The organism is Streptococcus sp. 151470009-6, from assembly GCF_053628175.1.
In genome coordinates, this window is record NZ_JBSEZF010000003.1 from 23,102 (window position 1) to 48,818 (window position 25,717).

The 25,717-nt window shown below is 44.2% G+C and carries 20 protein-coding genes; 14 read left to right on the plus strand and 6 right to left on the minus strand.

Features of this window, described 5'->3' with window-relative positions:
* Nucleotides 1–19 precede the first annotated feature (19 nt).
* The 12 genes from glpO (at nucleotide 20) to ACUW6H_RS05245 (ending at nucleotide 13,091) form a co-directional block, all read left to right on the plus strand.
* Entirely contained in the window at nucleotides 20–1,846 is a 1,827-nt protein-coding gene (gene glpO, locus ACUW6H_RS05190; RefSeq protein WP_454362131.1) for a type 1 glycerol-3-phosphate oxidase, read from the plus strand.
* Between the two features lie 70 nt (nucleotides 1,847–1,916).
* Nucleotides 1,917–2,621, plus strand: coding sequence for an MIP/aquaporin family protein (locus tag ACUW6H_RS05195; RefSeq protein ID WP_061407651.1), 705 nt, complete (start codon nucleotides 1,917–1,919; stop codon nucleotides 2,619–2,621).
* Nucleotides 2,622–2,847: 226 nt separating this feature from the next.
* Nucleotides 2,848–2,979: a teichoic acid D-Ala incorporation-associated protein DltX gene (locus tag ACUW6H_RS05200; protein ID WP_000730286.1), complete on the plus strand. Its 132-nt coding sequence runs from the start codon at nucleotides 2,848–2,850 to the stop codon at nucleotides 2,977–2,979.
* A gap of 20 nt (nucleotides 2,980–2,999) precedes the next feature.
* On the plus strand, nucleotides 3,000–4,550 hold the full coding sequence (gene dltA, locus ACUW6H_RS05205) for a D-alanine--poly(phosphoribitol) ligase subunit DltA (protein WP_454362135.1): 1,551 nt from the start codon (nucleotides 3,000–3,002) through the stop codon (nucleotides 4,548–4,550).
* Nucleotides 4,547–5,791, plus strand: coding sequence for a D-alanyl-lipoteichoic acid biosynthesis protein DltB (gene dltB, locus ACUW6H_RS05210; protein WP_454362137.1), 1,245 nt, complete (start codon nucleotides 4,547–4,549; stop codon nucleotides 5,789–5,791). Before dltA ends, dltB begins: the two co-directional genes overlap by 4 nt.
* A 13-nt stretch (nucleotides 5,792–5,804) precedes the next feature.
* Nucleotides 5,805–6,044 (plus strand): D-alanine--poly(phosphoribitol) ligase subunit DltC, encoded by a 240-nt coding sequence (gene dltC / locus ACUW6H_RS05215; protein ID WP_061853292.1) that lies wholly within the window; start codon nucleotides 5,805–5,807, stop codon nucleotides 6,042–6,044.
* A complete protein-coding gene (gene dltD / locus ACUW6H_RS05220) occupies nucleotides 6,037–7,305 on the plus strand; it encodes a D-alanyl-lipoteichoic acid biosynthesis protein DltD (protein WP_454362140.1) in 1,269 nt (422 codons plus the stop codon). The genes dltC and dltD overlap by 8 nt, the downstream gene beginning before the upstream one ends.
* 141 nt (nucleotides 7,306–7,446) lie before the next feature.
* Nucleotides 7,447–9,483: a cell surface ecto-5'-nucleotidase Nt5e gene (gene nt5e / locus ACUW6H_RS05225; RefSeq protein ID WP_454362142.1), complete on the plus strand. Its 2,037-nt coding sequence runs from the start codon at nucleotides 7,447–7,449 to the stop codon at nucleotides 9,481–9,483.
* 149 nt (nucleotides 9,484–9,632) lie between these two features.
* Nucleotides 9,633–10,073, plus strand: coding sequence for a zinc-dependent transcriptional regulator AdcR (gene adcR, locus ACUW6H_RS05230; RefSeq protein ID WP_001249325.1), 441 nt, complete (start codon nucleotides 9,633–9,635; stop codon nucleotides 10,071–10,073).
* On the plus strand, nucleotides 10,073–10,777 hold the full coding sequence (locus ACUW6H_RS05235; RefSeq protein ID WP_001269480.1) for a metal ABC transporter ATP-binding protein: 705 nt from the start codon (nucleotides 10,073–10,075) through the stop codon (nucleotides 10,775–10,777). The genes adcR and ACUW6H_RS05235 overlap by 1 nt, the downstream gene beginning before the upstream one ends.
* Nucleotides 10,770–11,576 (plus strand): metal ABC transporter permease, encoded by an 807-nt coding sequence (locus ACUW6H_RS05240; RefSeq protein WP_061407629.1) that lies wholly within the window; start codon nucleotides 10,770–10,772, stop codon nucleotides 11,574–11,576. Before ACUW6H_RS05235 ends, ACUW6H_RS05240 begins: the two co-directional genes overlap by 8 nt.
* 9 nt (nucleotides 11,577–11,585) lie before the next feature.
* Nucleotides 11,586–13,091, plus strand: coding sequence for a zinc ABC transporter substrate-binding protein AdcA (locus ACUW6H_RS05245; RefSeq protein ID WP_454362146.1), 1,506 nt, complete (start codon nucleotides 11,586–11,588; stop codon nucleotides 13,089–13,091).
* Between the two features lie 55 nt (nucleotides 13,092–13,146).
* On the opposite strand, the gene ACUW6H_RS05250 is transcribed toward ACUW6H_RS05245, so the two are convergent.
* From ACUW6H_RS05250 to arcA, 5 genes are all read right to left on the minus strand, one after another.
* Complete coding sequence (locus ACUW6H_RS05250) at nucleotides 13,147–14,475, minus strand: dipeptidase (RefSeq protein WP_454362148.1); 1,329 nt, start codon at nucleotides 14,473–14,475, stop codon at nucleotides 13,147–13,149.
* A gap of 20 nt (nucleotides 14,476–14,495) precedes the next feature.
* Nucleotides 14,496–16,007, minus strand: a complete 1,512-nt coding sequence (locus tag ACUW6H_RS05255) for a YfcC family protein (protein WP_049538025.1) — start codon at nucleotides 16,005–16,007, stop codon at nucleotides 14,496–14,498.
* Between the two features lie 90 nt (nucleotides 16,008–16,097).
* Entirely contained in the window at nucleotides 16,098–17,045 is a 948-nt protein-coding gene (gene arcC / locus ACUW6H_RS05260; protein WP_096408642.1) for a carbamate kinase, read from the minus strand.
* Between the two features lie 312 nt (nucleotides 17,046–17,357).
* On the minus strand, nucleotides 17,358–18,374 hold the full coding sequence (gene argF, locus ACUW6H_RS05265) for an ornithine carbamoyltransferase (RefSeq protein WP_049538027.1): 1,017 nt from the start codon (nucleotides 18,372–18,374) through the stop codon (nucleotides 17,358–17,360).
* Between the two features lie 77 nt (nucleotides 18,375–18,451).
* Nucleotides 18,452–19,678: an arginine deiminase gene (gene arcA / locus ACUW6H_RS05270; RefSeq protein WP_000094628.1), complete on the minus strand. Its 1,227-nt coding sequence runs from the start codon at nucleotides 19,676–19,678 to the stop codon at nucleotides 18,452–18,454.
* A 752-nt stretch (nucleotides 19,679–20,430) separates the two neighbouring features.
* On the opposite strand from arcA, the gene ACUW6H_RS05275 reads away from it, so the two are divergent.
* Nucleotides 20,431–22,110: an alpha-L-fucosidase gene (locus ACUW6H_RS05275; protein ID WP_454363036.1), complete on the plus strand. Its 1,680-nt coding sequence runs from the start codon at nucleotides 20,431–20,433 to the stop codon at nucleotides 22,108–22,110.
* Nucleotides 22,111–22,149: 39 nt separating this feature from the next.
* On the opposite strand, the gene ACUW6H_RS05280 is transcribed toward ACUW6H_RS05275, so the two are convergent.
* On the minus strand, nucleotides 22,150–24,234 hold the full coding sequence (locus ACUW6H_RS05280; protein WP_454362152.1) for a GH92 family glycosyl hydrolase: 2,085 nt from the start codon (nucleotides 24,232–24,234) through the stop codon (nucleotides 22,150–22,152).
* 170 nt (nucleotides 24,235–24,404) lie between these two features.
* On the opposite strand from ACUW6H_RS05280, the gene ACUW6H_RS05285 reads away from it, so the two are divergent.
* Nucleotides 24,405–25,685 carry a glycoside hydrolase family 125 protein gene (locus tag ACUW6H_RS05285; RefSeq protein WP_454362154.1) on the plus strand — a complete coding sequence of 427 codons (1,281 nt, stop codon included), beginning with the start codon at nucleotides 24,405–24,407 and terminating at the stop codon, nucleotides 25,683–25,685.
* The last annotated feature ends 32 nt before the right edge of the window (nucleotides 25,686–25,717 follow it).

The following is a 25,717-nucleotide window of genomic DNA, read 5'->3' on the forward strand; positions in this document are numbered from 1 at the left end:
AGTTAGAAAGTGTGTAAATATGGAATTTTCAAAGAAAACACGTGAATTGTCAATTAAAAAAATGCAGGAACGCACCTTAGATCTCTTGATTATTGGTGGAGGGATTACAGGAGCTGGTGTAGCTTTGCAGGCAGCAGCCAGTGGTCTTGATACTGGTTTGATTGAAATGCAGGACTTCGCAGAAGGAACATCTAGCCGTTCAACAAAATTGGTCCACGGAGGTCTACGTTACCTCAAACAATTCGACGTGGAAGTAGTGTCAGATACAGTTTCTGAACGTGCGGTAGTTCAACAAATCGCTCCACACATTCCAAAACCAGACCCAATGCTCTTGCCAGTTTACGATGAGGATGGAGCGACATTTAGCCTTTTCCGTCTGAAAGTAGCCATGGACTTGTACGACCTTTTGGCAGGCGTTAGCAACACGCCAGCTGCTAATAAGGTCTTGAGTAAGGAAGAAGTCTTGGAGCGCCAGCCAAACTTGAAGAAAGAAGGCTTGGTAGGAGGCGGGGTTTACCTTGACTTCCGTAACAACGATGCGCGTCTCGTGATTGAAAACATCAAACGTGCCAACCAAGACGGTGCCCTCATTGCCAACCACGTTAAGGCAGAAGGCTTCCTCTTTGACGAAAGTGGCAAGATTACAGGTGTTGTAGCTCGTGATTTGTTGACAGACCAAGTCTTTGAAATCAAGGCCCGTCTGGTTATCAACACGACAGGTCCTTGGAGCGACAAGGTACGTAATTTATCTAATAAGGGAACGCAATTCTCACAAATGCGTCCAACTAAGGGAGTTCACTTGGTGGTTGACTCTAGTAAGATCAAGGTTTCACAGCCAGTTTACTTTGACACAGGTTTGGGAGATGGTCGTATGGTCTTTGTTCTCCCACGTGAAAACAAGACCTACTTTGGGACAACCGATACAGACTACACAGGCGATTTGGAACATCCAAAAGTGACGCAGGAAGATGTGGATTATCTACTTGGCATTGTCAACAACCGCTTCCCAGAAGCCAACATCACCATTGATGATATCGAAAGTAGCTGGGCTGGTCTTCGTCCATTGATCGCAGGCAATAGTGCTTCTGACTACAATGGCGGAAATAACGGAACCATTAGCGACGAGAGCTTCAATAGCTTGATTGTGACTGTCGAGGCTTATCTATCGAAAGAAAAAACGCGTGAAGATGTTGAGTCTGCTGTCAGCAAGCTTGAAAGCAGCACATCTGAGAAACATTTGGACCCATCTGCAGTTTCTCGTGGTTCGAGCTTGGACCGTGATGACAATGGCCTCTTGACCCTTGCTGGTGGTAAAATTACAGATTACCGTAAGATGGCAGAAGGGGCTATGGAGCGCGTGGTTGAAATTCTTAAAGCAGAATTTGACCGTAGCTTTAAACTCATCAACTCTAAGACTTACCCTGTTTCAGGTGGAGAATTGAACCCAGCAAATGTGGACTCAGAAATTGAAGCCTTTGCTCAACTGGGAGTGTCACGTGGCTTGGATAGCAAGGAAGCTCACTATCTCGCAAATCTTTACGGTTCAAATGCACCGAAGGTCTTTGCCCTTGCTCACAGCTTGGAGCAAGCGCCAGGACTCAGCTTGGCAGACACTTTGTCACTTCACTATGCAATGCGCAATGAGTTGGCTCTGAGCCCAGTTGACTTCCTCCTTCGCCGTACCAACCACATGCTCTTTATGCGTGATAGTTTGGATAGCATTGTGGAGCCAGTTCTGGATGAAATGGGACGATTCTATGATTGGTCAGAAGAAGAAAAAGCAGCCTACCGTGCGGATGTTGAAGCAGCCCTTGCTAACAACGATTTAGCGGCATTAAAAAATTAAGAAAAACTAGAAGAGAGGGAGGTAGGCCTTCCTTGCCTTCTCTCTCCTTCTTTTAAATGGAGACAACGATATGATGAAAGAATTATTTGGAGAATTTTTGGGGACTTTAATCCTTATCCTCCTAGGAAATGGTGTTGTAGCAGGTGTGGTTCTTCCTAAAACCAAGAGTAACAATTCAGGATGGATCGTCATCACGATGGGATGGGGGATCGCCGTTGCGGTTGCCGTCTTTGTATCTGGCAAACTTAGTCCTGCACACTTAAACCCAGCTGTGACGCTTGGTGTAGCCTTAAAAGGTGACTTGCCTTGGGCTTCGGTATTCCCATATATCCTAGCTCAGTTCGCTGGAGCGATGCTTGCTCAAATTTTAGTTTGGTTGCAATTCAAACCACACTATGATGCAGAAGAAAATGCAGGCAATATCCTAGCGACCTTTAGTACTGGACCAGCAATCAAGAACACAGTATCCAACTTGGTTAGTGAAATCCTTGGAACCTTTGTTTTGCTCTTGACAATCTTTGCCTTGGGGCTCTATGACCTTCAGGCAGGATTAGGAACCTTTGCAGTGGGAACCTTGATTGTCGGTATCGGTCTTTCACTAGGTGGGACAACGGGTTATGCCTTGAACCCAGCTCGTGACCTTGGACCTCGTATCATGCACAGTATCCTTCCGATTTCAAATAAGGGAGATGGGGACTGGTCTTATGCTTGGATTCCAGTTGTGGGACCTATCATTGGTGCAGCCTTGGCAGTCCTCGTATTTTCACTTTTCTAAGATAAAAGAGCTTTTTGCAACAGAGTTTGAGATGGAAGTCTCAGGCTCTTTTTTGATGGCCAAAAAATTAATATCTTAACTTGTCTTAAAATAAGCTAAAACCAACTTTTAAGTTATGGTAAACAGTTGAAAAAAAGGTTGATAAAGTGGTAAAATGTTAGGAAGATAAGATAGTAATTGCTGATTTGCATAGCTTTTCTGAAAATTTACAAAAAAGAAGTAGAATATGAAAAAAAAGAGAACATTTTATATTTTTTGTGCTCAAACATTTCTGTATTTCGTTATTTTGCTTGGTTTGCTTTATTTTTTTAGTTACCTTGGACAGGGGCAAGGTGGCTTTATCTATAACGAATTTTAACTCAAAGGAGAAAACCTATTGTGTCAAATAAACCCATAGTTGATATGATTGAAACGATTGAGCGCTTTGCTCAGACACAAGCTAGTTATCCTGTTTACAATGTTTTGGGGCAAGAGCATACTTATGGTGATCTGAAGGCTGATTCGGATAGTTTGGCTGCAGCCATTGATCAGTTGAATTTGCCAGAAAAATCTCCTGTTGTCGTCTATGGCGGACAGGAGTATGAGATGTTGGCTACCTTTGTGGCCCTGACCAAGTCAGGTCATGCCTATATTCCCATCGATAGCCATTCAGCCTTAGAACGGGTAGCTGCTATCGTAGAAGTAGCAGAACCGAGCTTGATTATTGCTATTTCAGATTTTCCATTAGAGCAGACAAGTATACCAATGCTGAATTTAGAGCAAGTCCATGAAGCCTTTTCTAGACGTTCCAGCTATACCATCACGCATCCAGTAAAAGGAGATGACAACTACTACATCATCTTTACTTCTGGTACGACTGGTAAGCCTAAGGGAGTGCAGATCTCCCATGATAATCTCCTCAGCTTTACCAACTGGATGATTACAGATAAAGAGTTTGCGACGCCAAGTCGTCCACAAATGCTGGCCCAGCCACCTTATTCTTTTGACCTGTCTGTTATGTACTGGGCGCCAACCTTGGCACTAGGTGGTACGCTTTTCGCTCTTCCTTCAGCCATTACTCAGGACTTCAAAAAACTCTTTGCGACCATCTTTTCCTTGCCCATCGCTATCTGGACTTCGACGCCTTCCTTTGCAGATATGGCTATGTTGTCAGAAGACTTTAATAGTGAGAAAATGCCAGGAATCACGCATTTCTACTTTGATGGTGAAGAATTGACGGTCAAAACAGCTCGAAAACTGCGTGAGCGTTTCCCAAATGCCCGTATCATCAATGCCTACGGACCAACAGAAGCGACAGTAGCCCTATCAGCAGTTGCCGTGACAGATGAGATGTTGGCGACTCTCAAACGCCTGCCAATCGGCTATACCAAGGCGGATTCTCCAACCTTTATCATTGACGAGGAAGGGAAGAAAGTTCCTAATGGTGAACAGGGAGAAATCATTGTTTCTGGACCAGCTGTTTCAAAAGGCTATATGAATAATCCTGAAAAAACGGCAGAAGCTTTCTTTGAGTTCGAAGGTCTTCCAGCTTACCACACAGGAGATGTGGGAACTATGACAGATGAGGGCTTGCTTCTCTACGGTGGACGGATGGACTTCCAGATTAAGTTTAATGGTTATCGTATTGAGCTTGAAGATGTCTCTCAAAACCTCAACAAGTCTCGCTATATCGAGTCGGCTGTTGCTGTCCCACGTTATAACAAGGACCACAAGGTACAGAATCTACTGGCCTATGTGATCCTAAAGGACGGTGTCCGTCAGCAGTTTGAACGTGATATCGATATTACCAAGGCTATCAAGGGAGACTTGGCAGATATCATGATGTCCTATATGATGCCGTCTAAATTCCTTTATCGGGACAGCCTCCCACTGACTCCTAATGGTAAGATTGACATCAAGGGCTTGATTAACGAGGTAAACAGCCGATGATGGAATTTTTCAAACAATTTCCTCATTTGGAACCTTATGGGAATCCACAGTATTTTCTATATATCATCGGTGCGACCTTGCCCATCTTTATCGGCCTCTTTTTCAAGAAACGTTTTGCCTTGTATGAGGTGCTCGTTAGTCTCTTCTTTATCCTAGCCATGTTGACAGGTGGGAAGACGGATCAAATCAGTGCTCTCCTTCTTTATGTCGTTTGGCAATTGCTACTTATTTTTTCCTACAAAAGATACAGAAAAAAGCGGGATAGTCAGTGGGTGTTTTATCTAGTTAGCTTTTTATCTCTATTGCCGATTATCTTTGTGAAAGTAGCTCCTGCTATTCATGCTCCCCAGTCCTTGCTTGGCTTTTTGGGAATCTCTTACCTGACCTTTCGTTCGGTTGGGATGATCATCGAGCTGAGAGATGGGGTGATTAGGGATTTCACCTTGTGGGAATTTCTCCGACTTCTCCTCTTCATGCCGACTTTCTCGAGTGGTCCTATCGATCGCTTTAAACGTTTCAATGAAAATTACGAGACCATTCCTGAGCGAGAAGAGTTGATGGATATGCTAGAAGAGGCTGTCAAGTATATCATGCTAGGCTTTCTCTACAAGTTTATCTTGGCCCATATTCTAGGAGAGATTTTGCTACCTCCTTTAAAGAACTTGGCCCTGCAGACTGGTGGCTTCTTTAACCATTATGCCCTAGCGGTCATGTACACCTTTGGTTTGGAATTGTTCTTTGATTTTGCAGGCTATTCTATGTTTGCCTTAGCCATTTCAAACTTAATGGGGATTCGTAGCCCTATCAACTTTAACAAGCCCTTTTTGTCAAGGGATTTAAAGGAGTTTTGGAATCGTTGGCACATGAGCCTGTCTTTTTGGTTCCGTGACTTTGTCTTTATGCGGATGGTGATGGTGTTGACCAGAAAGAAGGTCTTTAAGAATCGCAATGTGACTTCAAGTGTCGCCTATATTGTAAATATGCTGATTATGGGATTTTGGCACGGAGTGACCTGGTACTACATCGCCTACGGACTCTTTCATGGGATTGGACTGGTCATCAATGACGCTTGGGTTCGCAAGAAAAAAGCACTCAATAAAGAACGCAAAAAAGCTGGGAAGGCTGCCTTACCTGACAATCGCTGGATTCAGTTGCTTGGCATGGTTGTTACCTTCCATGTCGTCATGTTTTCATTCTTGATCTTTTCTGGATTCTTGAATGATTTGTGGTTTAAAAAATAAAAGGAAATAAAATATGGATATCAAATCAGAAGTTATCGAAATTATTGATGAGTTGTTTATGGAAGATGTTTCTGACATGATGGATGAGGACCTCTTTGATGCAGGTGTCTTGGATAGCATGGGAACGGTTGAATTGATTGTTGAGATTGAAAATCGTTTTGACATTCGTGTCCCAGTGACGGAGTTCGGTCGCGACGACTGGAATACAGCCAATAAAATCGTAGCAGGCATTAGGGAGTTGCAGAATGCTTAAGCGTTTGTGGCTAATCTTTGGCCCTCTGCTTCTTGCTAGTTTTCTTGTTTTCTTACTAATCTTTTTCTATCCAAACAATCCGAGTCATAATTTGACTGAAGAAAAATATTCTGCAGCAGCGATTAGTTCGGAGAGCTTTAAAGAGAGAAGTCAAAAAGTGAGAGCCTTTACGGAACCAAATATGCGCTTTATTCCCTTTTTTGGCTCAAGTGAGTGGATTCGTTTTGATAGCATGCACCCAGCGGTCTTGGCGGAGAAGTATAGCCGTCCCTATCGTCCTTACTTTTTGGGGCAAGCAGGAGCAGCTTCTCTCAATCAGTATTTCGGTATGCAGCAAATCTTGCCAGAAATCGAGGAAAAGCAGGCAGTATTTGTCATTTCGCCTCAGTGGTTTACAGAGGAGGACTATGAACCAGCATTCTTCCAAAACTACTTTAACAACGATCAGTTGACAGCCTTTCTAGAAAATCAATCGGGAGATATAGCAGCCAAACATGCAGCTAAACGTCTCTTAAAGCAAAATCCTGGAGTCTCTATGAAGGGGATCGTTGAGAAGCTGTCAAAGGGTGAGGAATTATCAGAGATCGACCATGCTATTATCAAGGCTTTTGCGCGTTTTAATGAGCGTCAGGCCTCTCTATTTGGACAATTTTCCATTCGAGGAAAACTCAAGTACAAGGAACACGTGGAGAACTATTTAAAAGATCTTCCGGATCAATTTTCTTATGAAGAGTTAGAAAAAATTGCTCGAAAGGATGCAGAAGCCAATACCAATAATAACGATATGGGAATTGAAAATCAATTTTATAAGACTCAGGTGAAAGACTACCTCGAGAAGTATAAGGGCTATCAAAAAAATTACAATTTCCTCAAATCGTCTGAATACAATGATTTGCAGTTGGTTCTCAATCAATTTGCCAAATCAAAGGTCAATGTCCTTTTTGTGATCCAGCCTGTCAATAAAAAATGGATGACCCATACAGGGCTCAGCGAGGAAATGTACCAACATGCTGTTGAAAAAATTCGTTACCAGTTAGAAAGTCAAGGTTTCACCAACATTGCTGACTTTTCTAAAAAAGGCGGAGATCCCTACTTTGTCAAGGATACGATTCACATTGGTTGGTTGGGTTGGCTAGCTTTTGATAAGGTTGTCAATCCCTTCTTAACGGATCCGACCCCAGCTCCAGACTATAAAATGAATGACCGCTTCTTCAGCAAGGACTGGGCGACCTATGATGGAAAGATCAAAGATTTTCAATAGATCAAGAAAAAACTTGAACTTTTTGGTTCAGGTTTTTTTGTTAAATAGCGAATATTTGAGAGAGAAATAGGTCAAAAGTTTAAATTTTTTCAGAAATAGCGTATAATGTAATAGAAAAGAAGAAAAGAAAGGGATTTTAAAATGAACAAACGTTCTTTGTTACCTGTCTTGTCGACAGCCCTGTTAGCTCCAGCCTTCTTAGCTGGACAAGTCTATGCTGAAGAAGCAACTGCCCCTGCAGAAAGCCCTGCAGTTGTAGCAAATCCAGTAACTTCAGAAACTCCTGCAGCTCCAACAACTGAGGCGGCAAGTCCCACAAGTGCTGAATCGGCGGAAGCAAAGGAAGCTCCTGCTGAATCTACTAAAGGCGAAGAAAAGGACACCGTTATCTTACACACCAATGATGTCCATGGTCGTATCGTAGAGGAAAAGGGAGTTATTGGAGATGCTAAGTTAGCGACTGTCATCGAGCAGGAACGCGCGAAATCAAATCAAACGACTCTCGTCGTAGATGCTGGAGACGCCTTCCAAGGTTTACCGATTTCCAACTCTACAAAGGGTGAAGCACGCGCCGAAATTCTCAATAAGATGCAGTATGATGCCATGGCAGTAGGAAACCATGAGTTTGACTTTGGTTTGGACGAAGCTAAGAAATACAAGGAAATCTTGAAATTCCCATTACTTAGTTCAAATACCTATGTCAATGGTGCTCGTCTCTTTGAAGCTTCTACAATCGTTGATAAAGATAAGACTGTGGATGGTGATGAGTTTGTTGTAATCGGCGTGACAACACCTGAAACAGCTACCAAAACTCACCCTAAAAATGTCAAAGGGGTAACCTTTACAGATCCAATCTCCGAGGTGAATAAGGTTATCGAAGAAGTCCAAGCCAAGGCTCGTGCAGAAGGCAAGGACTACAAACACTATGTTGTGCTGGCTCACTTGGGTGTGGATACCACAACCCCAGTCGAATGGCGTGGTTCAACTTTAGCAGAAGCCTTGTCTAAAAATCCTCGTTTGAAAGGGAAACGCGTAACAATAATCGATGGTCACTCTCATACAGTAGAATCAACGACCTATGGAGACAATGTTACCTATAACCAGACAGGAAGCTACCTTCATAATGTAGGAAAAATCACCTACAAATCACGTCAGCTTTTGGGCAATCCAACTCAGATTCCGGCTGCTGATGCTAAAAAATTACCAGCCAATCCAACAGTTGAAAAACTAGTCAAAGACATTAAACAAAAATACGATGCTGAAAATGCTGTTGAAGTCGTTTCAAACAGCCCTGTAGAACTCAACGGAGATCGTGAAAATGTTCGGGTTCGTGAAACCAACCTCGGAAACGTCGTAGCGGACTCCCTCTATCAGTATGGTCAAACAGGATTTAGCCATCCTACTGACATCGCTGTGACAAATGGTGGTGGCTTGCGTGAAACTATTGCAAAAGGCAAACCGATCACTAAAGGAAATGTCATTGCTGTTCTTCCATTTGGAAATACCATCTCACAAATCCAAGTGACTGGGCAACAAGTATTGGATATGTTTGAAAAATCACTCGGATCTATCTTGCAGGTCGATAAGGATGGCAAGAAGGTCTTGGATGAGAACGGACAACCATTGCTAGAACCAAGTGGTGGCTTCTTGCAAGTTTCAGGTGTGAAGGTCTACTATGATACCAATCTACCATCAGGTAAACGTGTCTTGGCCATCCAGGTCAAAAACCGCACAACTGGTCGTTATGATCTCCTAGACCTCGCAAAAACCTACTATCTTGCAACTAATGATTTCTTAGCTGCAGGTGGCGATGGCTACACGATGTTAGGTGGTACGCGAGAAGAAGGTCCTTCTATGGATGCAGCCTTTGAAGAGTATCTGAAAACAGCTGATTTGACCCAGTATGAAAAGATCAATCCGAACTCACGGACGATTTCTGTGGATTCTAAAAACTTTAGTCTACCAGCAGAAACGCCTCAAACGAATGCAGCTGCAAGCAATGCGACTACGAATGTGCCACTTACTTATGAGGTGGCAGGTCAATTTAGCAAGAAGGCAGTTGTCTCAGAAAAAGCTCTCCCAAATACAGGAAGTGAACAATCCATCTTCTTGCTCTTGATGGGAATGGTAGCTGGTCTGGCAGGTATCTTATCGAGCAGAAAACCAAAGCTAAAATAGGTTAAATTTCACATCTAGAAGAGTTTAGGGAAACGTTTTTACGCCTTTTTCCCTTGACTCTTTTTTGGTTTATGATATAATTAACCAGTAAAGAATCGGTGGCTATCTAAGTTTTTTTATGAAAAAGATAGCTAGGGAAGGAGTAACACATGAGACAGCTTGCACAGGAAATCGATAACTTTTTAAACGAGGTGATCTTGAGATCTGAGAACCAGCATGAAATTCTGATCGGGCATTGCACAAGTGACGTAGCCTTGACCAATACTCAGGAACACATCCTCATGCTCTTGTCGGAAGAATCCCTAACCAACTCGGAGTTGGCCCGTCGTCTTAACGTCAGTCAGGCGGCAGTGACCAAGGCTATCAAGTCTTTGGTCAAAGAGGGCATGTTAGAGACATCCAGAGATCCCAAGGATGCGCGTGTGATTTTTTATCAACTGACCGAGCTAGCTCGACCAGTAGCGGCAGAACACCACCATCATCATGAGCACACGCTCTCAGCCTATGAGCAAGTAGCAAATCAGTTTACTCCAAATGAACAAGAAGTCATCCAGCGGTTTTTAACTGCTTTAGTAGGAGAAATCAAATAATGCGGTATATTACAGTAGAGGACTTGTCTTTCTATTATGACAAAGAACCTGTCCTCGAGCACATCAACTACAGTGTTGATAGTGGGGAGTTTGTCACCCTGACTGGTGAAAATGGGGCTGCCAAGACGACGCTGATCAAGGCTAGTCTAGGCATCTTGCAACCGAGATTTGGCAAGGTAACCATCTCAAAGACAAACACTCATGGGAAAAAGCTTAGGATAGCTTATCTTCCCCAGCAGATTGCCAGTTTTAATGCTGGTTTTCCAAGTACAGTTTATGAATTTGTCAAGTCGGGTCGCTATCCGCGAAAGGGCTGGTTCCGTCGTTTGAACGCCCACGATGAGGAGCATATCAAGGCTAGTCTAGACTCAGTTGGTATGTGGGAACACCGTGATAAACGGATTGGTTCCCTCTCTGGTGGGCAAAAGCAACGGGCGGTTATTGCACGGATGTTTGCTTCTGACCCAGATATCTTTGTCTTGGATGAGCCGACGACAGGGATGGATGCAGGGAGCAAAAATGAATTTTACGAACTCATGCACCACAGTGCTCACCATCATGGTAAGGCCGTTTTGATGATTACGCATGACCCTGAGGAGGTCAAGGCCTACGCAGACCGCAATATTCATCTAGTCCGTAATCAAGACTCGCCGTGGCGTTGTTTTAACGTTCACGAGAGTGACCAGGAGGTGGACCATGCTTAGTTTGTTATCATATGACTTTATGCAGCGAGCCTTCTTGGCTGTCATTGCCATGAGCCTCTTTTCACCAGTTCTTGGGACCTTCCTTATCTTACGTCGTCAGAGTCTCATGAGTGATACTCTTAGTCACGTTTCCTTGTCAGGGGTTGCCTTTGGTCTGGTTTTGGGGATTTCTCCAACTATTTCGACCATTGTCATTGTCTTGATAGCTGCGGTCTTTCTAGAGTATCTCCGTACGGTTTACAAGAACTTTATGGAAATCGGGACTGCCATCCTCATGTCGACAGGGCTTGCAGTCTCCCTTATCGTGATGAGTAAGGGGAAAAGTTCGAGTTCCATGAGTCTGGATCAATACCTCTTTGGTTCGATTGTGACTATCAGTGAGGAGCAGGTCCTTGCCCTCTTTGTCATTGCTGCAGTCGTTTTGCTCTTGACTTTCTTGTTCTTACGTCCTATGTACATCCTGACCTTTGATGAGGACACGGCTTTTGTAGATGGGCTACCTGTCCGCACTATGTCTATCCTCTTTAACATGGTGACAGGGGTGGCCATTGCCCTCATGATTCCAGCTGCAGGAGCTTTGTTGGTGTCAACCATTATGGTCTTGCCAGCTAGTATTGCCCTTCGTCTGGGGAAAAACTTTAAATCTGTTATGTTACTGGCTAGTGCGATTGGCTTTTTGGGAATGGTAGCGGGGCTTTACATCTCCTATTATGCGGAGACTCCTGCTAGTGCAAGTATCACCATTATCTTTGTAGTTGTCTTTTTATTAGTCAGTCTACTCAAGCGTTATATCAAATAGGAGACGAAAATGAAAAAACTTAGCTTCCTTTTGGCAAGTCTTGTGACAGTATTCTTAGTAGCTTGTTCCAATCAAAAACAGGCAGATGGGAAATTAAATATCGTGACAACCTTTTACCCTGTCTACGAATTTACCAAGCAAGTCGCGGGAGATACCGCAAATGTAGAACTTCTAATCGGTGCTGGGACAGAACCCCACGACTACGAACCTTCCGCCAAGGCAGTTGCCAAAATCCAAGACGCAGATGCCTTTGTCTATGAAAATGAAAACATGGAGACCTGGGTTCCCAAATTGCTAGAATCCTTGGATAAGAAAAAAGTCAAGACTATCAAGGCGACAGGCAATATGCTGCTCTTACCAGGAGCTGAGGAAGAAGAGGAAGGTCATGATCACGGGGGTGAAGGTCACCATCATGACTACGATCCCCATGTATGGCTCTCACCAGCACGTGCTATCAAACTGGTAGAGCATATCCGTGATAGCTTGTCAGCAGATTATCCTGATAAAAAAGAGGCTTTTGAAAAGAATGCCGCTGCCTATATTGAAAAGTTACAAGCCTTGGACAAGTCCTATACAGATGGCTTGTCTCAAGCTAAACAAAAAAGTTTCGTGACCCAGCACGCAGCCTTCCGATACTTGGCTTTGGACTACGGTCTCAAGCAAGTATCAATCTCAGGTCTTTCACCAGACGCAGAACCATCAGCAGCTCGTTTAGCAGAGTTGACAGAGTATATCAAGAAAAACAAGATTTCTTATATCTACTTTGAAGAGAATGCCTCTCAAGCCCTTGCCAATACCCTTTCCAAAGAAACGGGTGTCAAACTAGATGTGCTCAATCCGCTAGAAAGTCTGACAGAAGAAGCAACCAAGGCCGGTGAGAACTATATCTCCGTGATGGAGAAAAACCTAAAGGCTTTGAAACAAACAACGGACCAAGAAGGGCCAGAAATCGAGCCAGAGAAGGAAGAAAACACCAAGACAGTTCACAATGGTTACTTTGAGGACGCAGATGTCAAAGACCGCACCTTGAGTGACTATGCAGGTAACTGGCAATCAGTTTATCCTTTCCTTGAGGATGGGACCTTCGATCAAGTTTTTGATTACAAGGCTAAATTGACTGGCAAGATGACAAAGGATGAGTACAAGGCCTACTATAGAAAAGGCTATCAGACAGATGTGACTAAGATCAACATCACGGACAATACCATGGAGTTTGTTCAAGGTGGACAAAGTAAGAAATTCACTTACAAGTATGTCGGCAAGAAAATCTTGACTTATAAGAAAGGCAATCGTGGGGTGCGCTTCCTCTTTGAAGCGACCGATGCAGATGCTGGACAATTCAAGTATGTTCAGTTTAGCGACCACAATATCGCCCCAGTCAAGGCAGAACATTTCCATATCTTCTTTGGGGGCACCAGTCAAGAAGCTCTCTTTGAGGAGATGGATAATTGGCCAACCTACTATCCAGATAAGCTATCTGGTCAAGAAATCGCCCAAGAAATGTTGGCGCATTGATGTAAGAAAAAATCCCGCAAATCTGCGGGATTTTTTTGGTAGAAACTTTATCTGGTTAGGTTGCGAGACGGTAAACCGCCTCTGCGTAGATGTCCATAGCGCGATAAAGATCGTCTAGGACAGCTGCTTCATTTGCTTGATGTTCAGTTTGTTGTGCTCCTGGAAAAAGAGCGCCAAAGGCTACACAGTTTGGCATAGTGCGGGCAAAGGTAGCACCACCTGATGAGAGAGGAGGAGTTTTATCTCCGGTTTTTTCTTGGTAGACTTGCATAAGGGTAGTAACAAGTTGGCTATCTCTTGCGACATAGAGGGGTGCTAGATAGTCAAATTCTTGGTAGTCAAGTTGGTAGTCTTTGGCGCACTGAGTGAGCTGTGCCACCAGTTTCTCCTTATCTGCTAGCACAGGTATGCGTATATCGATCCGAATCTCGGAGCTATCGGGATTGATAGTCAAGCCCGCAACATTAAAGGAAAGGGAACCGGACGGTTCATCAGCGACCTCCCCAAATATTTTCAGCCCTTTGCCGTCCTGCCCGGCTTTGTCGCTTAGAAAATGGAGAGTAGGATGTGAGTGAAGGTTTGCGAGTACACTGGCTAGTCGAATGACGGCATTTATACCCTGACTAGCGTCTTTGGCATGTTTGGGCAAACCGATAACAGTCACTGTTTGGTCTGCAGTTTGGTAATCATAACCAGCTTCTGTTAAACCTCTACAAACCGCTTCATAAAGAGGACCTTGGTAACTTGCCTTGTCTGGTACGACATTAAAGGCACCTCCGATATCGAGCTTGAGTTGATCAGAGCCGGGGCCATGAAGCTTGACTTGAAGGAGCCCCTTTTCAGCGTATGTCAAAGGAAATGACGAATCAGGGGCGAATCCCATACTGGCTGTTTCTTCGAGGGCATTGTAGCGTGCCATACATCTCCAAAGGGTTTCTTCATCCGTACCAAAGATAAAACGCACGCGCTTCTTAAATTGGATGCCTTGGTCAAGCAAGCTTTTCACTGCGTAGAGAGCTGCCAGTGAAGGACCTTTATCGTCCTGTGCCCCTCTTCCGTAGAGGATTCCTTCTTTAATGCTTGCTTCAAATGGTGGCGTCTGCCAATCTGATAGATCTCCTGCAGGTACAACATCCAAGTGACAGAGGATGGCAAGGAGCTCTCCCTCGCCAACCTCGGCATAGCCATAATAGCCCTTGGGATCAATATAGGTTCGAAAGCCAAGTTCATGGCAGATTTCCAGCGTCTTTTCTAGGACGTCTTGAATAGCTTGTCCAAAAGGTGTCCCCTGCTCCCCTTCGTGAAGAACAGATGGATAAGAAATCAAGATTTGTAGGCTCTTTACAAAGCTTTGTTTAATAGAATCAGTGATGTAGACGGTCATTCGTTTTACCTCGCACTATTTTATAGGAATGGCAGGAAGGTGCCTAGGATAAGCAGAAGCATGCTCACAATCACGATAGTGATAATGAGTTTCGCAACAAATTTCCACCAAGTTCCTAAGCTGATACGACCGAGTGCGAGAGCTCCCATCACAATACCAGAAGTAGGAGTGATGAGGTTAAGTACACCAGATGCAGATTGGTAGGCAGTGATGATGAGGCTTGCCTTGACATTGACAAACTCACCGAGTGGTGCCATGATACCCATTGTAGCACTAGCTAAACCTGATGAAGATGGGATAAGGAAGGACATAGGGAGGTAGAAGAGGTAGGTCAAGACGATAAAGACTTGAGGTGAGAGACCTTGAAGGCCGACTTCGCCCCAGTGAAGGATTGTCGCAGTGATCATACCGTCATTCATGATAACTTGGATACCACGGGCTACCGCACAAATCAAGGCTACTGTGAGAAGATCTGCTGCACCATTCATAAAGGTAGAGATGATTTTACTTTCCTTGAGGCCGTATACGATACCGATGAGGATCCCCATGACGGCAAAGAGCATAGCCCCTTCAGGGAAGTACCAACTACCAAAAGGTTGAGCAGATGAGCCGATCACTCCACCGACAACAGGAAGACCGATCAACCAGTTCTTCATATCTTCAAACAAGGTGATATGCAAGTCTACCCAAGGGATAAAGCTGGCGATCATGATGATAAAGGTCAAGATGAACAAGGCAAGTACATGTTTTTGTTTCTTGCTCAAGACAGATGGAGCATCATCATTGTCAGTGACTTTGAAATGTTTGAGGTCTTCTTCTCTTTGAGAATAAACGAGTGATTTTGTAGGATCTTTTTGAATTTTTTCTGCATAGCGGTAAACGAAGTAGGTACTCATACCCGTCATCACAATCCAGAAAATAATCCGGAGAATGACACCGTCCATAGAAGATACGCCTGCCGTATCAGAAGCGATAACAGTTGCGAATGGATTGAGTGTAGAGGCGAGACAGCCAACTTGAGAACCGAGTAGGATAATGGCAACAGCAGTAATGCTATCGAAACCAACAGCCATCATCACAGGGACGAGGAGTGGGTAAAATGCCATGGTTTCTTCACCCATACCATAAGTTGTTCCTCCTAGTGCAAAGAGGGGCATGAGGATGAGGATCAGCATTTTTTCGCGTCCCTTGTATTTCTTAACAATAGAGGCAATACCAACATCTAGTGTGCCAGTTGCATTGACAACGCCAAGGAATCCCCCAACCATGAGGATAAAGAAGGCAACGTCAATAGCGGCTTTTGTAGGTTCGTGACCGAGCATAGCCCGAATCGGAGCCATTAAAACATCGTAAATCCCTTGGGGATTAGAGGTAACGGTTTGATAGGTACCTGCAATGAGGTTACCTGCTTCGTCTGTATCATACTTACCTGCCGGGATGATCCAAGTCAAGATTGCCATAATAGCAATGATAATGATCAAAACAGTGTAAGATGACGGCATTTGGAACCTTTTTTTTGTATTTTCACTCATTTGTTTTTCCTCCTAAACTATGTCACAAAGTATAAAACGAATGATGTTGGTCTGCCTGTGTACTCCTAATCAAGCTTGTTTAAAAATCGACTAGTCTTTCACAATAATTGTTCCACTTTCGGATTCAATCAGGGCACCGAGATTGCTGAGTGAGGTGATAACAGCCTTACCAGCAGGGTGGTGGGTGACAAAGTCAATGGCAGCTTCGACCTTGGGTAGCATGCTACCTGGAGCAAATTGTCCTTGTTTGATGTATTCTTGAAGTTGACTAACGGTAACGCGTTCCAGCCTTTCTTGATTTGGTTTATTGTAGTTGATGTAGACGTAGTCTACGCCAGTGAGCACGATAAAAACATCTGCCTCAACCAATTCTGCCAGCAGTTGAGAAGCAAAGTCTTTGTCTATAACGGCTTCAACACCGTCCAAGTAACCGTTTTCATTTTCAATGACAGGAATGCCTCCACCGCCAGCAGCGATGACGATTTGTCCGTCATTGAGTAAAGTACGGATGCTATTGATTTCTTTGATGCCAATTGGTTTAGGTGAAGCGACTACCTTACGCCATCCCCGACCAGCATCTTCCTTAAAGGTAGCACCTGTCTTTTCACTTTCTGCTTTTGCTTCTTCTTCGCTATAGAAAGGACCGATTGGTTTGCTTGGATCAGCGAATGCTGGGTCGTCCTTGTCGACGATGACTTGAGTGACTACAGAGGCGACGTTCTTTTCGATGTTAGCGTCTACTAGGGCATTTTCCAAGGCGTTTTGGAGCCAAAAACCGATACTGCCCTCGGTCATAGCGACTAGAGAATCCAGTGGAAAGGCAGGATTTTTTTCAGAATTAGCCTTCAAGTGTTGGAGCAGGAGATTTCCAACCTGAGGGCCGTTGCCATGGGTGATGATGAGTTCATCCCCGTTTTGAATCAGTTTGACCAGATAACGAGCTGTTTCTACCAGAGCAGCTTCCTGAGCCTGGGCAGAGGGATCTGTGGAGAGGATGGCATTTCCGCCTAAGGCGACGACGATTTTCCGATGAGACATGATCTCTCCTTTCACTAAGATACAAACCTATCAGACCTCAAAGAAAAGATTGAAAGCAAGACCAAGGTTGGATGCTTGGAGCAAGCACTATTCTGATGAGGTGAGAGGTAGATGCATTGAGGTAATCTGGACGAAGGGAGTTCAAAAATGGATAAGAGTGGGTTAAACCACCAAAGGGACTAGACTAGTGATAAAAGGATGATAGGAAGGTTTGTTTAGAGGTGGCAATTGATTAAACGAACTTCTTATTTCTAGAAATATGGATTGTAATGCTTACTAGCCGGAGTCCCTAAGGTGCTTGGTTACTAAATGTTAGACTTTGGGAATATAGAGATTTCCAAGAGTCGCTGCCATGACAGCTTTGATGGTATGCATCCGATTTTCTGCTTGATCAAAGTGTCGTGCGTATTGACTGCGGAAGACTTCGTCCGTTACTTCCATTTCTTCTACGCCAAATTTTTCAGCTACTTGTTTACCGTAAATGGTATTGGTGTCGTGGAAGGCTGGCAAGCAGTGAAGGAAAATCAACTTGTCGTTTCCAGCTTTCTTCACCAACTCCATGTTGACTTGGTAAGGTTTGAGTAGGGCAACCCGCTCAGCAAATTTGTCTTCTTCACCCATAGATACCCAAACGTCAGTGTAGAGGACGTCAGCTCCTTTGACAGCCTCATCAGCATCTTCTGTAATCAGGATGTGGGCGCCGCTTTCTTTTGCATATCCTTTTGCCAATTCTACGACAGATTGGTCAGGGAAGAGTTCTTTTGGAGAAAAGACATGTACGTTGACTCCGAGAATCGCTCCCGTCACAAGGAGACTATTGGCAACGTTGTTACGACCATCTCCACAGTAGACCAAGGTCAATCCTTCTAGATGACCAAAGTTTTCTTGTACTGTGAGGTAGTCGGCCAACATTTGAGTTGGGTGCCATTTGTCAGTCAAGCCGTTCCAAACAGGAACGCCAGAATACTGAGCCAATTCTTCTACCATATCCTGGCTAAAACCACGAAATTCAATTCCGTCGAACATGCGGCCGAGAACTTTAGCGGTATCTTCAGTTGATTCTTTCTTGCCAAGTTGGATATCGTTGGCACCTAGGTATTCAGGATGTGCACCTAGGTCAATGGCTGCTGTTGTAAAAGCAGCCCGGGTTCTAGTAGAAGTCTTTTCAAACAAGAGAGCAATGTTTTTGCCTGCTAGATAGCGGTGTTCGATATTACGTTTTTTGAGGTCTTTCAAGTGAGCTGAAAGACCGATAAGGTATTCGAGCTCTGCTCGGCTAAAATCTTTTTCTGCTAGAAAACTACGTCCTTGAAATAGGGAATGTGTCATGATAACCTCTTTCTAATACTTCGTCCTAAGGGACTTGGCCAAGTATAATCTGTCTATCTATCAGAAGGGTGAGGAAGTCAAATTTCTTCGCGTTCAAACGGCATAGACATGCAACGAGGTCCACCACGGCCACGTACCAATTCCCTTCCGCGAATCTTAATGAGGCGAAGACCGTATTCTTCCAGTTTCTTATTGGTAACGGTATTGCGTTCATAAACAACTACCACACCTGGTGCGATTGCAAGGGTGTTAGAACCGTCATTCCATTGTTCACGAGCAGCAGCAACGATGTTTCCGTCCCCACATGGGATGAGGGTTACCTTCTCAACACCGAGGTTTTGGGCAAGGAGTTCTGCTAGATCGCCTTTTTCTTCGACGATTTGCAATTCTTCATTTTCATAGGTCACAGAGAAGACTCGGAGGTTGCCTTGGATTTCTGGGTGGATAGTAAATTTATCGTAGTCCACCATAGTAAAGACAGTATCCAAGTGCATGAACTTACGGCTGTTTGAGAATTCAAAGGCCAATACTTTTTTGAAGCCAACATTTTTTTTGAAGATGTTGACAAGTAGTTTTTCTATAGATGCCGCATCCGTCCGTTGAGAAATACCTACAGCTAGAACATCTTTAGAGAGAACAAGTTCATCGCCTCCTTCGATGCGTGTCGTTTCTTCACGATTGTAAATCAAATCAAGGCCACCGTAAACGGGGTGGTATTTAAAAATGTATTTACCGTAGAGGGTCTCGCGGTTACGGGTGTCGGCATACATATGGTTGAGCGATACAGCATGCCCAATTGTGGCAAACGGATCGCGAGTGAAGTAGAGGTTGGGCATAGGATCGATAGCAAATGGATAATCTGACTCAACTAAGTCGGTTAATCCTTTTGCTGATTCAGGGATTTCAGGGAGTTCTGTTTTTTGAACCCCAGCCATGGTTTTTTCGATTAATTCGAGATTGTCTTCTATGTCTTGGAGGAGCTTGCGAATTGCAATCTTAGTTTGACGGCCACGGATGTTGGCTTCGTCTAAATATTCCTCGATGAATTGATTTCGGATTTCTGGAGTAGTCAATGATTCAGCAGCCAGTTGCTCTAGGTAAAGGACTTCGACTCCTTCGTCACGAAGTGCCTGAGCAAAAGCGTCGTGCTCACTCTGGGCGTCCGCTAAAAATGGGATGTCATCAAAGAGTAGCCTCTCGAGGTGGTCCGGCATTAAGTTTTCCAACTCTTTGCCCGGACGATGCAACATAACTTTTTTCAGTTTCCCAATTTCTGAGAATACCTGAATTGGATGTGAAGACATGTGGTTTCCTCCTTTAAAATTTTGCTTTGATACCTTTTTGATACCGCTTACATGTTCGTTATAACACAAACAATAATGCTTGTCAAGGACGAAAATATAGAGAAAATTTCGACAAAACATGGTTTTTATAGTGTTTTATGTTAATATGCAGTAGGGGATAGAAAACAAAGATAAAATGGATATACATACAATAAAACGAATAGAAAAAATTTTAAAATTTTATATTAAATTTTATGATTTGAGATGAAAAAATTACTTTCATGCATAGAATTAATAAGGGATTCGGCTGAGGTTGTAATTGAAAGAATGATGGTAAATTATATGAAATCTATCTGAAAAGTCTTTCTTCCGGAAAGCATAAAATGTATATTGTACAAATTATAGAATCTTTTCTGAGTATTTAAGGAGACAGTCTTATCTTATTGACGCTACCTAGATTTTTTGTTATAGTCAACGAGATAACAACTAGGAAGAATGGTTTATTCACAAGTTGTGGATAAGTCTGGGGAGAGCAGGACATTCAGCTAGTAGCCTAGAAGTATCTTGAGAATAGTATCGGCAACTAGTAACGAGCTAGTTTTCTAGTAGAAATCGTATCGCAGTGGGGATTTGAGCAGGCTGCCTGAGGGTGACACTTTCAAAGTCTAAGAGCTGGAGTTTGGGAAAGCTAATTTTTAGGCAGGTTTTCTTATCCACAACCTGTGGATAACTTTGGGAACAAGAAAAATAATCAGAGAAAGAGATGTGAGATGATGACAAAAATAAAACCGCATGGACCATTACCAAGTCAGGCCCAGCTAGCTTATCTGGGAGATGAGCTAGCAGCCTTCATCCATTTTGGCCCCGATACCTTTTATGACCAGGAATGGGGAACAGGTCAGGAGGAGCCTGAACGCTTTAACCCGACCAAGTTGGATGCGCGTGAGTGGGTTCGGGTGCTCAAAGAAACAGGTTTTAAAAAACTGATTTTGGTGGTTAAGCACCATGATGGTTTTGTGCTCTACCCGACAGCACATACAGACTATTCGGTCAAGGCTAGTCCTTGGAGGAAAGGAGCGGGGGACTTGCTCCTTGAAGTTTCCCAAGCTGCAACTGAGTTTGACATGGACATGGGAGTTTATTTATCTCCTTGGGATGCCCATAGTCCCCTCTATCATGTGGACCGAGAAGCAGACTACAATGCCTATTATCTGGCACAGCTGGAGGAAATCTTATCAAATTCTAACTATGGAAATGGAGGGAAATTTGCTGAGGTCTGGATGGATGGTGCTCGAGGGGAAGGGGCTCAGCAGGTCAACTATGAGTTTGAGAATTGGTTTGAAACCATTCGTGACTTGCAGGGCGATTGTTTGATTTTCTCAACTGAGGGAACTAGTATTCGCTGGATTGGCAATGAACGGGGCTATGCAGGGGATCCCTTGTGGCAAAAAGTCAAGCCCGATCAGTTGGGGACAGAGGCTGCATTAGATTATTTACAGCACGGTGATCCCTCGGGTACGTTGTTTTCAATCGGTGAGGCGGATGTATCCCTTCGGCCGGGTTGGTTTTACCATGAGGATCAGGATCCCAAGTCTCTTGAGGAATTGGTCGAAATCTACTTTCACTCAGTGGGGCGGGGAACCCCTCTCTTGCTCAATATTCCTCCTAATAAAGATGGTCTCTTTGATGAAAGGGATATCCAGCGATTGTATGAATTTAGGGCCTACCGTGACGAACTCTATAAAGAAGATTTGGCTCTGGGAAGCAAGGTATCTGGTCCTACTCTCTCCGCAGACTTTGCCTGTCATCATCTGACAGATGGACTGGAGACTAGTTCTTGGGCAAGTGATGCAGAACTGCCAATTCAGTTAGAGCTCGATTTAGAGTCACCTAAAACTTTTGATGTAATTGAGTTAAGAGAAGATTTGAAGCTAGGGCAACGAATCGCTGCTTTCCATGTTCAGGTAGAGTTGGATGGTGTCTGGCAGGAGTTTGGATCAGGATTTACAGTAGGCTATAAACGCCTTTTGCGCGGATCCATGGTAGAGGCTCAGAAGATTCGTGTGACCATTACAGAGGCACAGGATTTGCCAGTATTAACTAAGATTTCACTTTATAAAACACCTAGCTTGTCAAAAAAAGAAGCTGTTCAGCAACTGGAGTTTTCAGAAAACAGTCTCGCTGTGACCAAGGGAGAAAATGCCTATTTTACAGTTAAGCGCAGAGAATGTAGTGGTCCTTTAGAAGCTAAGATTTCGATTCAACCAGGGACGGGTGTGCATGGTGTCGCTTATCAGGATGAGATTCAAGTCCTTGCGTTTCAAGCTGGCGAGACTGAAAAAAGGTTGACGCTACCAACCTTGTATTTCGCAGGAGATAAAACCTTAGATTTCTATCTGAATCTAATGGTGGGTGGTCAGCTTGTGGATCAACTTCAAGTCCAAGTTTCATAAAAGAAGAACCTTTGCGCGATGCAAAGGTTCTTTTGGTTATTAGTGATTTGGTAGCCAGCTGAGGGTGAAGGTCAGTTGCTCAGTTTTCAAGAGGTCTTGGTGTTGGATGCTAGATACAGGGGTCTTGTCCAATCGACACTCTTTGACAAAGTTAAAATGGCTGTAGTTTTGTTCAGCATAGATATCCAACCATTTATTTTCTTTAGCCAGGTAGACACGGAGATGATCAAAGAGGGGGATTCCGAGATCGTAGCTTGGTTTTCCTGGACAGGTCGGGTAGAATCCAAGAGCCGACCAGATGTACCAAGCAGAGAGACTGCCATTATCCTCATCGCCAGGATAGGCTTGCCAACTTGGGTGAAAGGCTTTCTGACGTATCGATTTGATGAGAAGAGCAGTGTAGTCAGGGTAGTCACTGTAGCGGAAGAGATAAGGGATGTGGAAACTAGGTTGGTTGGAAATGGCGACTTGTCCAAAAGGAGCAGTAGCCATCTCGCTCATCTCGTGAATCTCATAACCATAGCCAGTCGTTTCAAAGAGAGGAGCATCCTGACAGGCTTTCAAAAGGTAGTGGCTAAAGGTTTCTTTTCCACCCATCAGTTGGATTAAGCCAGGGATGTCGTGTAGAACGCCCAAAGTCGCTTGAATGGCAGAACATTCGGCGTAGTCTCGTCCCCAACTGTAAGGAGAGAAGTCAGGTCGGAAGTTGCCTTGACGATCTCGCGCACGCATATAGCCTGTCTCAGAGTCAAAGAGATGACGGAAATTCTGCGATGCGACCTTATAAGTCTGGGCGATGTCATTCTGACCTTGTTTTTCGGCACAGCTGGCGATGCAAAAATCACTATAGGCGTAGTCTAGGGTGTGGCTGACGCTTTCGTGGTGGTCAGTAGAGAGATAGCCTAACTCTTGGTATTGGGTTAGTCCATGGCGACCATTGATGCCGAGAGGGTCGGACTTGGTGGCTGTCTCCAGCATGGCTTGGAGGAGTTCTTCTTCCAAGTCGGGAGCCATTTCCTTGCAGGCGTTATCTGCGATAATGCCGTCCAATAGGGTACCAGGCATCATGCCACGTTCATCTGGAGCCAGCCATTTTGGAAGGAACCCAGTATCCCGGTAGCTATTGAGAAAGCCTTCTAAAAAGAGACGATAATGCTCTGGTATGACAAGGGCAAAGAGGGGGAAGGTGGTGCGGAAGGTATCCCAGAAGCCATTGTTGCTAAAGAGGACGCCGGGCTTGACAGTACCAGTAGCCAGATCCATGTGGATGGCTTGCCCTGATTCATCAACCTCATAAAAAGTCTGCGGGAAGAGGAAGAGTCTGTAGAGGCAGTGATCAAAGAAGGTCCTGTCAGTCTCTCCTGTCTCTAGTATGTCAAAACGATGGAGGAGGTCTTCCCAGTCTGCTTTCGCACTTTCTTTACAGCTATCAAAGTCCTTTTGAGGTAGATTAAGCAGAGCTTGAGAAGGCGATATGAAAGAAGTCGCTAGTTGAATCTCGGCATGGCTATCTGCGAAGTCAATCCGCCAGTCTCCGCTTTCTTGGTTGACAGCAAGAATATCCGTATTTATTTGTAGGGCGGTGAAGAGTATCAGTGGATTTTTATTGGTCTCTGTTTTGCCTTCTTGTCTGAGGGCTAGAGTCCGCTTATCTACCTGCTCAATTGTTAAATCATCTGCAGCGTGAAGGTAGAGGGAGAGGGATTTGCCTTGCTTTTGCTTGAAACGAATAGAAGCGCCATAGCATGTCGGTGTGAGCTGGGTTTCAATCTGATAGCGCAGAGAAAAGAGTTTCAAATAGTGAGGCTGGAAGCAAGCTTTATCTATATCATAAGAAGACTGACGGTGAAATAGGCTATCTCCCCCAAGCTGGCCGGTGACAGGTGTCAGAAGCAGCCAAGAGTAGTCGCCAATCCAAGGACTGGGTTGGTGGGTTAATCGAATCCCTTGAAAGATGGGAAGATGCGGATCGAAAAACCAAGCACCCTCCTGGTCACTGGTCTGGAGAACAAAATAATTCATCCCAAAAGGAACGCCCGTGTAGGGCAGGATATTTCCTCGAGAAAAGGCATGTTTGCTAGCAGTCCCAAAGCGGGTATCGATGGTTTCAAGTAGTGGTTTCATGGTATTTCCTTTAGCTGTTTTTCTACATTATATCAGAAAAATGAGACCTTTAGATATGGGGTTCGAAAGTAAGCAATTTTGTAGAAAAATGACTATCATTTGTGTATGTATTTTCTGTCTCAAAAACTATATACTGAACATGAAACTTGTTTGAAAGAGGAAATTGCACGATGATTTATTCGAAAGAAATTGTTAGAAAATGGCTAGACGAAGTAGCAGAGCGGGCTAAGGGCCATCCGGAGTGGGTAGATGTCTTCGAGCGTTGCTATACAGACACCTTGGACAATACAGTTGAAATCTTAGAAGATGGCTCAACTTTTGTCTTGACTGGGGATATTCCTGCCATGTGGCTTCGGGATTCGACAGCACAACTTAGACCCTACCTTCATGTGGCTAAAAGAGATCCTCTCTTGCGTCAGACCATTGCAGGTTTGGTCAAGCGTCAGATGACCTTGATCCTCAAGGATCCCTATGCCAACTCCTTCAATATTGAGGAAAACTGGAAGGGTCACCATGAGACTGACCACACCGACCTTAACGGTTGGATTTGGGAACGCAAGTATGAGGTGGACTCGCTTTGCTATCCTTTGCAGTTGGCTTATCTTCTCTGGAAAGATACTGGCGAGACTAGTCAGTTTGATGAGACTTTTGTCATAGCGACCAAGGAAATTCTTCATCTCTGGACAGTGGAACAAGACCACAAGAACTCTCCTTATCGTTTTGTTAGGGATACGGACCGCAAAGAAGACACCTTAGTAAATGATGGCTTTGGACCTGATTTTGCAGTGACTGGTATGACTTGGTCAGCCTTCCGTCCAAGTGATGACTGCTGTCAGTATAGCTATTTGATTCCGTCCAATATGTTTGCTGTAGTTGTCTTGGGGTACGTGCAAGAAATCTTTACAGAACTAGACCTAGCTGATAGCCAAAACATCGTGGCAGACGCTAAACGTCTGCAAGCAGAGATCCAAGAAGGTATCGAAAACTACGCTTATACCACCAATAGTAAGGGCGAAAAGATTTACGCTTTTGAAGTGGATGGTTTAGGCAATGCTAGTATTATGGATGATCCAAACGTACCGAGTCTGCTGGCGGCGCCTTATCTGGGCTATTGCGACATTGAAGACGAAGTGTATCAAGCCACACGCCGTACCATTCTCAGCCCTGAAAATCCATATTTCTACCAAGGAGAATACGCTAGTGGGCTCGGAAGTTCTCATACCTTCTATCGCTATATCTGGCCCATTGCCCTATCTATCCAAGGTTTGACAACAAGAGATAAGGCAGAGAAAAAATACTTGCTGGATCAGCTGGTTGCCTGCGATGGTGGCACAGGAGTCATGCACGAAAGCTTCCATGTAGATGATCCAACGCTTTACTCACGTGAATGGTTTTCTTGGGCCAACATGATGTTTTGTGAATTGGTTTTGGATTATCTAGATATTCGCTAGTCAGTTCTTTAGTTAGATAGAAATAAAAATTT

Excerpts from the sequence above, each read along its gene's own strand:
- adcR (WP_001249325.1), top strand. The coding sequence starts at position 9,633 with ATGAGACAGCTTGCACAGGAAATCGATAACTTTTTAAACGAGGTGATC.
- arcC (WP_096408642.1), bottom strand. The coding sequence starts at position 17,045 with ATGTCTCATCGGAAAATCGTCGTCGCCTTAGGCGGAAATGCCATCCTC.
- dltB (WP_454362137.1), top strand. The coding sequence starts at position 4,547 with ATGATGGAATTTTTCAAACAATTTCCTCATTTGGAACCTTATGGGAAT.
- glpO (WP_454362131.1), top strand. The coding sequence starts at position 20 with ATGGAATTTTCAAAGAAAACACGTGAATTGTCAATTAAAAAAATGCAG.
- ACUW6H_RS05200 (WP_000730286.1), top strand. The coding sequence starts at position 2,848 with ATGAAAAAAAAGAGAACATTTTATATTTTTTGTGCTCAAACATTTCTG.
- nt5e (WP_454362142.1), top strand. The coding sequence starts at position 7,447 with ATGAACAAACGTTCTTTGTTACCTGTCTTGTCGACAGCCCTGTTAGCT.
- argF (WP_049538027.1), bottom strand. The coding sequence starts at position 18,374 with ATGACACATTCCCTATTTCAAGGACGTAGTTTTCTAGCAGAAAAAGAT.
- ACUW6H_RS05275 (WP_454363036.1), top strand. The coding sequence starts at position 20,431 with ATGACAAAAATAAAACCGCATGGACCATTACCAAGTCAGGCCCAGCTA.
- ACUW6H_RS05235 (WP_001269480.1), top strand. The coding sequence starts at position 10,073 with ATGCGGTATATTACAGTAGAGGACTTGTCTTTCTATTATGACAAAGAA.
- dltC (WP_061853292.1), top strand. The coding sequence starts at position 5,805 with ATGGATATCAAATCAGAAGTTATCGAAATTATTGATGAGTTGTTTATG.
- ACUW6H_RS05250 (WP_454362148.1), bottom strand. The coding sequence starts at position 14,475 with ATGACCGTCTACATCACTGATTCTATTAAACAAAGCTTTGTAAAGAGC.
- ACUW6H_RS05255 (WP_049538025.1), bottom strand. The coding sequence starts at position 16,007 with ATGAGTGAAAATACAAAAAAAAGGTTCCAAATGCCGTCATCTTACACT.
- ACUW6H_RS05280 (WP_454362152.1), bottom strand. The coding sequence starts at position 24,234 with ATGAAACCACTACTTGAAACCATCGATACCCGCTTTGGGACTGCTAGC.
- arcA (WP_000094628.1), bottom strand. The coding sequence starts at position 19,678 with ATGTCTTCACATCCAATTCAGGTATTCTCAGAAATTGGGAAACTGAAA.
- ACUW6H_RS05195 (WP_061407651.1), top strand. The coding sequence starts at position 1,917 with ATGATGAAAGAATTATTTGGAGAATTTTTGGGGACTTTAATCCTTATC.
- ACUW6H_RS05245 (WP_454362146.1), top strand. The coding sequence starts at position 11,586 with ATGAAAAAACTTAGCTTCCTTTTGGCAAGTCTTGTGACAGTATTCTTA.
- ACUW6H_RS05240 (WP_061407629.1), top strand. The coding sequence starts at position 10,770 with ATGCTTAGTTTGTTATCATATGACTTTATGCAGCGAGCCTTCTTGGCT.
- dltD (WP_454362140.1), top strand. The coding sequence starts at position 6,037 with ATGCTTAAGCGTTTGTGGCTAATCTTTGGCCCTCTGCTTCTTGCTAGT.
- ACUW6H_RS05285 (WP_454362154.1), top strand. The coding sequence starts at position 24,405 with ATGATTTATTCGAAAGAAATTGTTAGAAAATGGCTAGACGAAGTAGCA.